Origin of the sequence: Flavobacterium fluvii (assembly GCF_900129545.1) — a bacterium.
GTDB classification, from domain to species: domain Bacteria; phylum Bacteroidota; class Bacteroidia; order Flavobacteriales; family Flavobacteriaceae; genus Flavobacterium; species Flavobacterium fluvii.
Genome location: NZ_FQWB01000007.1, coordinates 49,713 through 62,886, shown reverse-complemented (window position 1 = coordinate 62,886; position 13,174 = coordinate 49,713). Strand labels below are relative to the sequence as shown.

Annotated in this window: 13 protein-coding genes; 11 read left to right on the top strand and 2 right to left on the bottom strand. The window is 34.8% G+C overall.

Features of this window, described 5'->3' with window-relative positions:
- Nucleotides 1-23 precede the first annotated feature (23 nt).
- The 4 genes from BUC16_RS14505 (at nucleotide 24) to BUC16_RS14490 (ending at nucleotide 3,562) form a co-directional block, all read left to right on the top strand.
- Nucleotides 24-725, top strand: coding sequence for a DUF2225 domain-containing protein (locus BUC16_RS14505; protein WP_170860879.1), 702 nt, complete (start codon nucleotides 24-26; stop codon nucleotides 723-725).
- A 342-nt stretch (nucleotides 726-1,067) separates the two neighbouring features.
- Entirely contained in the window at nucleotides 1,068-2,216 is a 1,149-nt protein-coding gene (locus tag BUC16_RS14500; RefSeq protein ID WP_073371525.1) for a BamA/TamA family outer membrane protein, read from the top strand.
- 41 nt (nucleotides 2,217-2,257) lie between these two features.
- Entirely contained in the window at nucleotides 2,258-2,866 is a 609-nt protein-coding gene (locus BUC16_RS14495) for a hypothetical protein (protein WP_073371524.1), read from the top strand.
- Nucleotides 2,867-2,968: 102 nt separating this feature from the next.
- Nucleotides 2,969-3,562: a hypothetical protein gene (locus BUC16_RS14490; RefSeq protein WP_073371523.1), complete on the top strand. Its 594-nt coding sequence runs from the start codon at nucleotides 2,969-2,971 to the stop codon at nucleotides 3,560-3,562.
- Between the two features lie 14 nt (nucleotides 3,563-3,576).
- On the opposite strand, the gene BUC16_RS14485 is transcribed toward BUC16_RS14490, so the two are convergent.
- Nucleotides 3,577-4,839: an NAD(P)/FAD-dependent oxidoreductase gene (locus BUC16_RS14485; RefSeq protein WP_073371522.1), complete on the bottom strand. Its 1,263-nt coding sequence runs from the start codon at nucleotides 4,837-4,839 to the stop codon at nucleotides 3,577-3,579.
- Between the two features lie 15 nt (nucleotides 4,840-4,854).
- Nucleotides 4,855-5,916, bottom strand: a complete 1,062-nt coding sequence (locus tag BUC16_RS14480; protein ID WP_073371521.1) for a class I SAM-dependent methyltransferase — start codon at nucleotides 5,914-5,916, stop codon at nucleotides 4,855-4,857.
- Between the two features lie 192 nt (nucleotides 5,917-6,108).
- Between BUC16_RS14480 and flxA the strand changes: the two genes are divergently transcribed.
- The 7 genes from flxA to BUC16_RS14445 all read left to right on the top strand — a co-directional run bounded on the left by flxA (nucleotide 6,109) and on the right by BUC16_RS14445 (nucleotide 13,169).
- Nucleotides 6,109-7,629, top strand: coding sequence for a flexirubin biosynthesis tyrosine ammonia-lyase FlxA (gene flxA / locus BUC16_RS14475; protein WP_073371520.1), 1,521 nt, complete (start codon nucleotides 6,109-6,111; stop codon nucleotides 7,627-7,629).
- A gap of 34 nt (nucleotides 7,630-7,663) precedes the next feature.
- On the top strand, nucleotides 7,664-8,779 hold the full coding sequence (locus BUC16_RS14470) for a WG repeat-containing protein (protein WP_073371519.1): 1,116 nt from the start codon (nucleotides 7,664-7,666) through the stop codon (nucleotides 8,777-8,779).
- Between the two features lie 16 nt (nucleotides 8,780-8,795).
- Entirely contained in the window at nucleotides 8,796-9,527 is a 732-nt protein-coding gene (gene flxB, locus BUC16_RS14465) for a flexirubin biosynthesis SDR family reductase FlxB (protein ID WP_073371518.1), read from the top strand.
- Nucleotides 9,528-9,545: 18 nt separating this feature from the next.
- Nucleotides 9,546-10,781: a beta-ketoacyl-[acyl-carrier-protein] synthase family protein gene (locus tag BUC16_RS14460; RefSeq protein WP_073371517.1), complete on the top strand. Its 1,236-nt coding sequence runs from the start codon at nucleotides 9,546-9,548 to the stop codon at nucleotides 10,779-10,781.
- Nucleotides 10,774-11,025, top strand: a complete 252-nt coding sequence (locus tag BUC16_RS14455; protein WP_073371516.1) for an acyl carrier protein — start codon at nucleotides 10,774-10,776, stop codon at nucleotides 11,023-11,025. The genes BUC16_RS14460 and BUC16_RS14455 overlap by 8 nt, the downstream gene beginning before the upstream one ends.
- Nucleotides 11,026-11,093: 68 nt before the next feature.
- Nucleotides 11,094-11,987, top strand: coding sequence for a lysophospholipid acyltransferase family protein (locus BUC16_RS14450; protein WP_073371515.1), 894 nt, complete (start codon nucleotides 11,094-11,096; stop codon nucleotides 11,985-11,987).
- A gap of 273 nt (nucleotides 11,988-12,260) precedes the next feature.
- A complete protein-coding gene (locus tag BUC16_RS14445; RefSeq protein ID WP_073371514.1) occupies nucleotides 12,261-13,169 on the top strand; it encodes an NADPH-dependent FMN reductase family protein in 909 nt (302 codons plus the stop codon).
- The last annotated feature ends 5 nt before the right edge of the window (nucleotides 13,170-13,174 follow it).

The window sequence follows — 13,174 nt, the reverse complement described above, 5'->3', positions numbered from 1 at the left end:
CTAAAAAATATAAAATTACATATATGAAAAAAACAATATTGCTATTAGTGTTTTTCTTGACAACTAAATTGCTTTTTGCCCATGATTGTCTCCCGCAATTGGCCAAGTGTCCAATTGACAATACGGAAGTGAAATTTTGTGTTTATGGACCTTCAGCAGCTTTTGGAATTTTTACTGACTTTCAGCTAAAAGTGGACATAGACGATTATTACGAAGTACAAATTAAAAGTTGTCCCAAATGCCATTTTTCGGGATTCCTGGCTGATTTTAAAGTAGTGTACAATGATAAAGAAAAAAGCGAAATAAAGGGATTCCTGTCCAAGTATAACAGTATTGCCATTGACGATGTCAAGGAATGCCAAATAGCAGGCGAACTAAAAGAATTTCAAAAAGAAAGCAATGATAAAATTGGTAATTGTTTTTTGATTGGCTCGTATATCTTGAAAATAAGGCCTAATAAAATGGAAATTCGAAAAGAGTTGCAAAACAAGGCCAGGCACTATTTTATGAAAGCTGTTGCCGATAAAGAATACAAGAATCCAAACGAACTGGCCTCCATAAATTACTTGATCGCCGAGATGTACAGAAGAACGGCTGATTTTAAAAATGCAATAAAATTCTATAATGTAGTTGTCAAAAATCCTAAAAAAAGTCCTTGGATTGAAGAAATGGTAGTTATACAAAAGGAACTTGCCGTTAAAAAAAATGAAATCAATACGATTTAAAAAACAAGTTTTTGAGTAATTGATATTGCAAATAAAAACGGATTAATCCTAAAAAGTCAAAACCCTTTAAACTTTAAAGTTTAAAGGGCTTTGACTTTTATGTTTCTTTTGAAACAAACTTTTAGCATAAAACACAAATTTATTGGTTTGATAAAACGCATTGATTTCTTGTTCAAATGGCATATTTTTGATTAAGACAATTATTAAAAAAAGCTTTGAGATTTAAATTCCAAAAATGATAAATGAATTTGTACATAAATTTTTATTTATTATATTAAAAAGTATCTTTACACTCGTTAAATTTAGTAAGCGAAAAATTTCAATCAATAATCCTATACTACAATGATTAAAAAAAACATACTAGTTCTATTTTTATTTTTTTTGGCCAATGTAGTCTTTGCCCAAACGGACACCATAACAAAAAAGAAAGTAGAGACAAAATCAGATAGTCTTTCGAAATTTGATAATTTCAATAAAAAAGCCGAGGCTTTTTTTAAAGTGTGTCCGGTGCCAATTTATACACATACTCCTGAAGCAGGCAATATTTATGGATTGGCAAAATTTAATGTGCTTAATTTATCCAAAAAAGACACGATTTCAAAACCTTCAAAATTAAGTGAGGTGGTTTCCTTTTCTTCCAATGGAAGAATTAATGCTTCTGTTGCGACCGAATTAATTTTCAAAGAGAATAAACGGGTTGTAGTGGCTTACATCAATTATCAAAAGCAGCCTGATTATATTTTTGGAATTGGAAACGATGTCAAAAGAGAAGATATTGAAGAAATTCAGTTGGAAAGGATAAAATTCTTTGCAACCTACATGTTCCAGGTAAAGAAAGATTTTTATGTTGGTTTCCCAATTAATTTTGCCCACTATTTTAATATAAAAACGGAACCAGACAGTTTCCTGATAACGGATAATATTACAGGCGTAAAAGGAGGAACATCAGTGGGTTCGGGTCTTGCGATTGCATACGATACCAGGGATAATCGATACAATCCCCAACAAGGCGGATATGTGATAGGCTATGCATTGACACATCCAAAATTTCTGGGCAGTACCTATCAGTATTCAAAGTATGAAATCGACATGCGAAAATATTTTAATCCTTGGCTAAAGCATATCATTGCTTTGCAGGCTACCACCAGTAACACGACGGGAGATACTCCGTTTTATGAGCTTTCGATGTTGGGAAGTGATGCCCAAATGAGGGGTTATTATAAAGGAGCCTACAGAGATAACGTGCTTGTGGATTCCCAAATAGAATATCGTGCCCCCATCTGGAATATTTTTGGAGTTACCGGTTGGGTTGGAACTGGGCGCGTAGCCAGTAATTACAAGGATTTGTCGCTTAACGGCTGGAAACTGAATTATGGTGCAGGTTTGAGAATTCGAGTTGATACAGAGCACAACACCAATTTGAGAATAGATTATGGATTTGGACCCGATGGTATTTCTGGAGTCTATTTTGCTTTTGCAGAAGCTTTCTAACTTAATTTATAAATATAATAACTAAATTGAAAATTTAAAAAATGAAAAAATTAATGATGCTTGCAGGATTGTTTGTTTCTTGCACAATGATGTCTCAAGACTTGAATGTTGTCAAAGGTGATTTTGGGTTTCTTAAAGATCAAAAAGAGATTAATGTCGAATTTGACTATAGCAAAATGACTTTGATGAAAGAGAAAAAAACGGAAGCTCAATATGTTGAAGACAGGACAAAGGAATTAAATGATGACAAAAAAGGGGTTGGAGATATATGGAAAAAGAAATGGAATCCAAGTAAAGAAATGATATGGAATCCTAAATTTCTAGAATTAATAAATGTTGTTTTGTTGAAAGATGATAAAGAGGTTAATTATCAAGAAGATTTAAAAACGGCAAAATATACTTTAATAGTTGAAACGGTATGGATTTATCCAGGATGGGATGCAGGAATAATGAAGCAGCCAGCAAAAGTTACCACCAATTTAAAATTTGTTGAAACAGCCAATAAATCGAATGTTTTACTTGAAATTTCCAGCGAAAATGCTCCGGGTGATCAATGGGGAAATAATTATAGCAATGAAAGTAGAATTGGTGAAGGATATGCCAAAACCGCGAAATCCTTGGCAAAAATGTTGTTGAAAAAAGCATATTAATCAAATTTCTGTCAAACGAAGAAAAACTTAGTTTTCACTATGTTTTTCTTCGTTTTTTAATTTATTTTTATTGGTAACGTCATAAAAATTAAAAGATTAAAAATGAAAAAAACTTTAATTTTAATATTCTTGTTTGTTGTTTCGATTGCGTCTGCCCAACGATATAATGTATTGTCGGGTGATCTCAAAAACCTCAAAGGGATTGCGTTATACAATGTCACTTTTGATTATTCAGGCCAGAACGTGCAAGGTTTTGAAACGGAAGAAGCTTTTCTAAAAGAGAAAATGGATAAAAGAAAAGAAAAGGATGGTGCTGCCGAAAAATTCAAAAAAGATTGGTATGAAGACAGGGAAAATAAGTACGAACCAAAATTCATTGAATATTTCAATAAACGTTTTGAAAAAGGGGAGATAAAAGTCGGAAAAAATATCGACGCAAAATACACCATGAATATAAAAACGACTTGGATTTATCCCGGTTATAACGTGGTTGCAGGAGCAGAACCAGCAAAAATAAGCGCAATAATTACTGTTGTAGAAACAGAAAATCCAAAAAATATTTTGGTTTCTTTGGAATTTTATAAATCGATTGGATTGGAACAAGGCCAATTTGATTTTGACCAAGGCTATAGAATTGCCGGTGCTTATGAAAGACTGGCCAAAAATTTGCTCATTCAATTGAAAAGATTTGTTTAACCAAAAAAACCTAGCTAATTGCTAGGTTTTTTTTGGTTTTTATTGCTTTCCATTTCTATTAAATAAGCCATGTTTTTGATTAAATTGTCGTGTTTCTTCACAAATGGATTGGTTTCGTCCCAAACATAACCGGCAAGAACGGAGCATATTTTTCTTTTGACATCAGGATCTTCCGGTTGGTGGAAAAACAGGGTTTGAAGATTTCCAGTGTACCATTCCTTTACATAAGTGGTGAAAACGGCAATCCCGCGTTTCATGTAACCCGTAAATTCTTCTTCCCAATTTACGCTAATTCCTTGTGATTCTTTTAAATATAGTTTTGCGGCAAGCATTCCCGATTCAGTGGCAAAAGCAACTCCCGAAGAAAAAACGGGATCCAAAAATTCCGAACTGTTGCCTGTCAAAGCAAAACCGTCTCCATACATTTGTTTTACCGAACGGGAGTAGTTTTCCAATTTTACGGGTTCGAACAAGAAGTCAACTCCCGCAAATCGGCGGATGTAATAATCCGATAACTTGATGGCGTTGTTTAAGGCTTCTCGATTGTCCTTGTTCTCGGAGAGTGAATTGACGAAATCTGTTGGACCAACAACTCCCAAACTGGTGTTTCCGTTTGAAAAAGGGATAACCCATAGCCAAACCTGGGTTTCCAGAATATCGAATGAAATCAACGTTCCTTCTTCGCCTTCAGGACGATTAATGTCTTTGACGTGTGTGAATATTGATGAATGTGGGTCTAATTTTGAGGGCGTGTCCAAGTCCAGGAGTCTTGGTAGAACCCTGCCGTAGCCACTGGAATCAATGATGAATTTGGCGTGAATTTCTTTAAAATTTCCGTTTATATCTTTGACAACCGTTGTCGAATTTTTTCCTTCGAAAGCAACAGATATCACCTCGGATTCAAATTCCAAGTCGATTCCTTTTCTGGTTACTTCTTGCGCCATGGTGTTGTCAAAATCGGCTCTCGGCACTTGCCAAGTCCAATCCCAACCTTCACCATATTTTTTGCTAAAATCGAAAACGCAAATTTCTTCGCCGCGAATGAAACGGGCTCCCAATTTTTTTTCAAAATTCATTGCGTCCAAACATTCAAATAATTCAGCTTCGGCAAAATGATCCATGACGCGAGGAATCAGGCTTTCACCAACAACAAGTCTGGGGAATTTTGTCTTTTCGACTACTTTTATTTTCACGCCTTTTTTATGTAGATATGAGGCCGAAACGCATCCAGACGGGCCAGCACCTATTATTAAAACATCTACGTATTCTTTTAACATGATTTTATTTTTAAATTATTTTTTCTTGCATTTAATCAGCGTGTGGCTCATTCCTATCATTTCGTGAAGTTCATCAACAACAAAACCTGCTTTTTCGATAACAGCCAAAATATCTTCAGAATGAAACATTTGGCTATTTCCATTGGCTACAGCCGTAAAATATAACGAGGTTGCATGCAAACTATAGGTAGAAGCTTGAAATTTTTGTAAATCCCAAAAGGTTTCCAAAATATAAAAACTGGCATCATCTGTCATGGCGTCATAAGCCCTTTTAAAGAGTCCACTTATTTCTTCCAATGAAAAACAATCTATAAATTGACTCATCCAAATGATGTCAAAACCTTTTGGAAAAGGAATGGTATTGTCCAATAAATTGGTGTCAATAGCCGAGATTCTATCTTCAAAACCTGCCTCGGCAATGTTTTTTCGAGCAACGGCCGCTTGTCCCGGCAAATCCAAAATGGTAATTTTTACCGTAGGGTCATAATTTGCACATTGCATGGAAAATTTACCCGTATTGCCGCCTACATCCAAAAAAGACTTAGGTTTATTGCCAAATAATATGGGCATAATTTCTGGAAAAGTATAATCGGAGTAAAAATGATCAAAGTCAAACCAACTTTTTTTGATTTTTTCGGGTAGTTCGGAAAGACCTATGTAAACGGTATCCCAATCGCCCAGTTCCTTTAATCCTTCGGGTTTTCCATTTACGATTGATTCTTCAAGATGATTTATCGCCAGATAATTCACGTCTTGGGTAAAATCCATGTTGATATTGGTCATTTTATCCCTCAATATGAAATAACCCGTTTTGGTCAGGATGAACTCGTCATCTTTTAGATAAACCATTTCTAAACTTAATCCTGCTTCCAGTAATACTTTTACACCATAAACCGACAGGTTTAATTCGGTGGCGATGGTATTGATTGTTGCTTTATTGTTTTGAAAAAGGTATTCCAGAATTCCCAAATTTCGTAAAGATTTCGCCGCTTGAAACATAATGGGCGCAAATGCAATTTTTTGTGCATCCAAATTTGCTTGGACAACATTTTTTTTATCAGAACCAAAATCTTTCATTTTTGCTTTTATATTTGTAAGTGGTTGTTTATTAGCAGGTTTTGTTTGAATTTGAATAGTTGGAAAAAATGAGTTTTGATGTTCTTTTCTAAGCTATATTATCCTACATTTGCTCACTTCAAATTAACCACAATAAATTCTAAATAAAAACTAATTTTTAAGTTTTTTAGATAAATTAATACGAAAAGTTGAATGAACACGATAAAAGAATATTTAAGCATCAAAGAGTTTGAGTCAATAATCTTTGAAAACGGCAAAATAGCCATTAGCGATCTTGTGTTGAACAGGGTAAATGAAAGCTTTAATTTTTTGAAGGATTTCTCCCAGAACAAAGTTATTTATGGCGTGAATACTGGTTTTGGACCAATGGCACAGTATCGCATTCAAGACGAAGACAGGCTTCAATTGCAGTACAATTTAATTAGAAGCCATTCTTCGGGAACGGGAAAACCGCTAAATGCAATTTGCGTGAAAGCGGCTATTTTGGCAAGATTGAACACACTTTCTCTAGGAAATTCAGGAGTTCATCCATCAGTGATTCATTTAATGAAGGAATTTATCAATAGAGATATTACGCCCTTGATTTTTGAACACGGTGGGGTTGGAGCCAGTGGCGATTTAGTGCAGTTAGCCCATTTAGCATTAACATTAATTGGTGAAGGAGAAGTTTTTTACAAAGGCGAAAGAAGATCAACCAAAGAGGTTTTCGAATTGGAAAACCTGAAACCCATCGAGGTTGAAATCAGGGAAGGTTTGGCCTTGATTAACGGAACATCGGTAATGACCGGAATTGGTGTCGTGAATGTTCATTATGCCAATAAATTATTGGATTGGTCTTTAAAGTTTTCTTGTGCCATCAACGAAATTGTTCAAGCTTTTGACGATCATTTTTCGGAAGAATTGAATAACACCAAACGTCATGAAGGACAAAGAGAAGTAGCCGCAAGAATGAGGGAAAATCTTGCCGACAGCACCTTGATTCGAAAAAGGGAAGACCATTTATACACGGGTGAAAATACCGAAGACATATTCAAGGAAAAAGTGCAGGAATATTATTCCTTGCGTTGTGTTCCCCAAATTTTGGGACCAGTTCTTGAAACAATAAACAACGTGTCTTCCATTCTTGAAGACGAATTTAACTCGGCAAACGACAATCCAATAATTGACGTAAAAAATCAACATGTGTATCACGGCGGAAATTTCCACGGAGATTATATTTCACTGGAAATGGACAAGTTAAAAATTGTAATTACCAAATTGACAATGCTTTCCGAACGTCAATTAAACTATTTGTTGAACTCAAAAATCAACGAAATTCTGCCTCCGTTCGTGAATCTGGGAACTTTGGGATTCAACTTTGGAATGCAGGGCGTGCAGTTTACGGCGACTTCAACCACGGCCGAAAATCAAATGTTGTCCAACCCAATGTATGTCCACAGTATTCCAAACAACAATGACAATCAAGACATCGTAAGTATGGGAACCAATGCGGCCGTAATCACGGCAAAAGTGATTGAAAATGCATTCGAAGTTTTGGCAATTGAATTGATAACCATTGTTCAGGCGATTGACTATTTAGAACAAAATGGCAAGATTTCGTCCGTGACCAAAAAAATGTACGATGATGTTCGTGCCATTATCCCAACATTCAAGGAAGATCAGGTAATGTATCCTTTTGTACAAAAAGTAAAAGATTATTTGATAAATAATTAGTACTTTGGTCTGTTCTAATTATAATCGTGCTGTCATGAAAAAACTAGTTTTTCTTTTGTTCTTGTTGACTCAATTTGCGAATGCCCAAGAGTTGGCATTGGTAAGAAAAGACGGAAAATTTGGATATATCTCCAAAAGCGGAGAATTTGCCATTCAGCCCAAATATAAAACAGCAAAAAATTTTTCTGAAGGATTGGCTGCCGCCGAAGAAAACGGAAAATGGGGTTTTATCGACGCAAAAGGAGAATGGGTTATTCCAGCTACTTTTGACGATGCAAAATATTTCGCCAATGGAATTTGTGTAGTGTCAAAAAATAAAAAATGGGTCTACATTAATGCAAAAGGAGAAATACTCACGGCGCCTGCGTCAGACAAGGTTTATGATTTTGAGGATGGTGTTGCTTTCATAAGACAAGGAGACAAGGTTGGTTTAATCAACAATAAAATGGAAGTTGTTTTAGAACCAAAATATGATGTGATTAAATCGTTCCAAAAAGGGTATGCCAGAGTGAAAAACAGTGATTTTTGGGGAATTATCGACAATACCGGAAAGGTAGTAGTTGAAATAAAATACGAAGAAGTTGGTAATTTCTATAAAAACACCACTTGGGCAAAATCAGGAAAGACTTTCGGATTAGTAAACAATGGAAAATTTATTGTCGTTGAAGGCGTAGATAAAATCTGGGATTTTAATGTTCAAGATGTTACTTATGCCAGAAAAAACAATAAAATTGGTTTTATAAATTTAGAAGGCAAATGGATTGTTGAACCAAAATTTGACAAAGCAAAAGCATTCGTGAAAAATCTGGCACCAGTGGCTTCAGGAGGAAAATGGGGTTATATCAATCTAAAAGGAGATTTTGTCATAGAACCAAAATATGATGACGCTGAAATTTTCAGCAAAGATGGATTAGCTCCCGTGAAAGACTCAAAATGGGGTTTTATTGATGAAACTGAAGTTAAGGTAATTCCAATGCAATACGAAATTTCAACAAATGCGGGTATTATGGCAATGTTTGGAAGCGATGAAAAAGGTTTTATCAATGGTTTAGCCAGGGTAAAAAGCGATAAAGGATGGGGATTTATTAAGCCAGACGGTCAAGTGTTGGGAAATCAATGGTTTGAAAACGCAGAGCTTTTCCAAAAATAAAAATTAAAGTTAAAATATGAAGTGTGCATTAGTAACAGGTGGTTCAAGAGGAATTGGCAGTGCAATTTGTCAAAAATTGGCAATTGACACAGATTATCATATCCTGATCAACTATCAATTCAACAAAGAAGAAGCCGAAAATACATTAGAAAAAATAATCGCAAAAGGAGCTACGGGGGAAATTTTGAAATTTGACGTTACTAATTTTGATGAAGTGAAATCAGTATTGACTGAATGGCAGGATGCAAATCCTGAAGCAGTTGTTGAAGCAATTATAAATAATGCTGGAATTACTAAAGACGGGCTGTTCATGTGGATGAGTCAGGAAGATTGGTCTAGCGTTATCAATACCAGCTTGAATGGATTTTTTAACGTGACCAACTTTTTTATGCAAAAAATGTTGCGCAATAAATTCGGTCGAATTGTAAACATAGTATCTCTTTCGGGAGTAAAAGGAACGGCCGGACAAACCAATTATTCTGCCGCAAAAGGTGGAGTTGTTGCCGCCACAAAAGCATTGGCACAAGAGATTGCCAAACGAAACATAACCGTAAACGCAGTGGCACCCGGTTTCATCAGGACCGACATGACCAGCGAATTGGACGAAAAAGAATTGATAAAAATGATTCCCGTGAATCGTTTTGGCGAAGCCGAAGAAGTGGCCGACTTGGTAAGCTTTCTAGTTTCAAAAAAAGCAAGTTACATTACTGGCGAAGTTATTAACATAAATGGAGGTATTTATTCTTAAAAAATTACTTTAACGATAATGAATAAAAGAGTTGTCATAACAGGAATGGGTATTTACTCATGTATTGGAACGTCACTGGATGAAGTAAAAGATTCATTGTATCAGGGAAAATCGGGAATTGTGTTTGATCCTGAACGAAAAGAATTTGGTTTCCAATCCGCTCTGACAGGAGTGGTTCCCAAACCGGATTTGAAAAATTTACTGAACAGGAGACAAAGAATAAGCCTAGGTGAAGAAACGGAATATGCCTATATGGCAACAATAGAAGCCTTGAAAAATGCCAATATTGACGATGCTTTTTTTGATGAAAACGAGGTTGGAATCATGTATGGCAATGACAGCGTTTCAAAAGCCATTATTGAAGCCACTGATATTATTCGAGAAAAAACAGACACGGCTTTAATAGGTTCCGGCGCTATTTTCAAATCGATGAATTCTACTGTAACGATGAATCTTTCAACGATTTTTAAGTTAAGAGGAATCAATCTTACCATTAGTGCTGCCTGTGCCAGCGGTTCACATTCAATAGGTCTGGCTTATTTTTTGATTAAAAGCGGTTTTCAGGAAATGATAATTTGTGGAGGAGCACAAGAAATCAACAAATATGCGATGTGCAGCTTTGATGGTTTGGGTGTTTTTTCTCCTAGAGAAGAAGAGCCTACAAAGGCTTCCAGACCGTTTGACGTTAGTCGTGACGGATTAATCCCAAGTGGAGGTGGAGCAACATTAATTCTGGAAAGCTACGAATCAGCCATAAAAAGAGGCGCAAACATTATTGCCGAAGTTGTGGGTTATGGATTTTCATCCAACGGTGGACATATTTCGACTCCCAATGTGGAAGGGCCTTCCATAGCCATGCAAAGAGCATTGGACGATGCCAATTTAAAATCTAGCGATATCGATTACATAAATGCGCACGCGACTTCGACTCCAGTGGGTGACGGCAATGAAGCCAAAGCCATTTTTGAAGTTTTTGGCGAAAGCAATCCTTATGTAAGTTCAACAAAATCAATGACTGGACACGAATGTTGGATGGCTGGCGCAAGCGAAGTCATCTATTCTATTCTGATGATGCAAAACGATTTTATTGCTCCAAACATTAATCTGGAAAACCCGGATGAAGATGCTGCAAAATTAAATTTGGTTAAAACCACATTAAATAAAAAAATTGATATATTTTTGTCGAATTCCTTCGGATTTGGAGGAACAAATTCTGCATTAGTAGTTAAAAAGTTTAAAAAGAATAATGAATAAAGAAGCAATAATTGAGAAGGTAAAAGAATTTTTGATTGAAGAATTCGAAGTAGATGGGGATGATATTCAATCTGAAGCTAATTTAAAAGACACTTTAGGATTAGATAGTTTGGATTATGTTGATTTGGTAGTTTCTATTGAATCAAATTTTGGCGTGAAATTAGTTGAAATAGATTTCGTTGGAATTGATTCTTTTCAAAGTTTTTACGACTTAATTGAAAACAAACTCAAACAGAAAGTTTAAAAATTCAACCAAAATTTCGGGACAAAAACGGCTCCTGAAAACTTCGGGACTAATATCTAAAATCTACCATGAGTCAATGGGATGGAAAATCTAAAGGAACAGTTTTAGGATACAAAATATTTGTTTTTTTTATCAAAAAAGTTGGAATCAAGTCGGCTTATTTTATCCTTTATTTTGTAGCCTCTTACTATTTTGTTTTTCTCAAAAAAAGCAATAAAGCCATTTTTTATTATTTCAAAGAAAGACTGGGTTATTCCTATTTCAAGTCAAAAAGAATGGTTTTCTGGAGTTATTATACTTTTGGACAAGTTATTCTGGACAAGATTTCCATTTCGGCAGGATTGCGAAATAAATTCACTTATGAATTTGATGGGGAAGAAATATTGAAAAAACTTTTGGCTGAAAAAAAAGGAGGAATTCTTATCAGCGCCCATATTGGCAATTTTGAAATAGCGGAACATTTTTTTGGGGAAATTGACATTGATTTTCAAATTAACCTTGTCACAACTGACTTGGAGCATTCTGCAATAAAAAAATATCTCGAAAAAATCACCCAAAAACCTAGCGTAAAATTTATTATCATAAAGGATGACATGTCCCACGTTTTTGAGATAAGTGCTGCTTTGGGAAGAAACGAATTGATTTGTTTTACGGGCGACAGATATTTTGAAGGAGTGAAATCTATGTCGGAAAAATTATTGGGTCAAGAAGCCCAATTTCCTGCGGGACCTTTTCTTATTGCTTCCCGTTTGAAAGTTCCGGTTGTTTTTGTTTATGTGATGAAAGAGCATAATTTGCATTACCATTTGTATACAAGAGAGGCTAAAACAAAACACCGTGACGAAAAAGGGTTGCTCAAAGCCTACACGGAAAACGTCGAGTCGATGCTTCAAAAATATCCGCTGCAGTGGTTCAATTATTTTGATTTTTGGGACCAATTGGATAATGATGAGACAAAATAGATTTTAATATTGCAAACACCAATGATTTGCAAAAAAAATAGAATTAGTTCAATTATCAAAAATTCCGCATATCCCAACGGCAATATAAAAAGCCATGATGTTTTTTTAAAATTAATTCTATATGGGTTATTTTTTAAATATTTGAAATTCAATAATTTGAATGTGTTGTTGTTTCTTTTTTAAACAATTTTTTTACTTTAAAATATTAATCGAATTTAGTTATTAGGATAAATTATATTTTTTATTTAGATTCGCTTTCATAAATTGCATAAAATGAAAAATGTCCTTGTTGTCTATTATTCCCAAAGCGGACAATTGGAATCCATTGCAAGAAACATTGCAAAGCCCCTTTTGGATTCAGATGAGATTAATGTTGTATTTCATGAAATTAAGTTAGAAAAACCATTTCCTTTTCCTTGGAATAGCGAGGCTTTTTTTGATGCTTTTCCGGAATCTTTTTTGCAAATCCCAACGCCTTTAAAACCAATTTCCACAGAAATTTTGAATACAAAATTTGATTTGATTCTATTGAATTATCAGGTTTGGTATTTGTCTCCTTCCATTCCCGTGAATTCTTTTTTGAAAAGTCCGGAAGCAAAAATACTTTTTAATAATACCCCTGTAATAACCATCAGCGGATCCAGAAATATGTGGATACTTGCCCAGGAAAAAATAAAAAAATTATTAAAGCAAAACAATGCCCAACTCAAGGGAAATATTGCTTTGGTAGACCGAGCTGGAAATTTAATTAGCGTTGTTACCATATTTGATTGGATGCTTTCAGGAATTAAAAGAAAGTATTTGGGAATTTTTCCATTGCCGGGAGTTTCGGATAAAGATGTTGAAGAATCATCAAAATTTGGAAAAGCTATTCTTTCCTGTTTAAATGACAATAATTTAGAGAATTTGCAATCTAGATTAATTGAACTTGATGCCGTGAAAGTGAAGCCATTTCTAATTACTGTAGATAGAACGGGGAACAAGATTTTTACTATGTGGTCCAATCTGATCATTAAAAAAGGAGAATCAAGAAAAACATGGCTCAAAGTTTTCAAAATGTATTTGTTTGTTGCAATTTGGGTAATCTCGCCAATAGTGTTTGTGTTTTACCTTATTTTTTATCCATTGATGATGAATAAAATAAAAAAAGAAAAATCGTATTATAAAGGAATAGTAATTTAAAATTA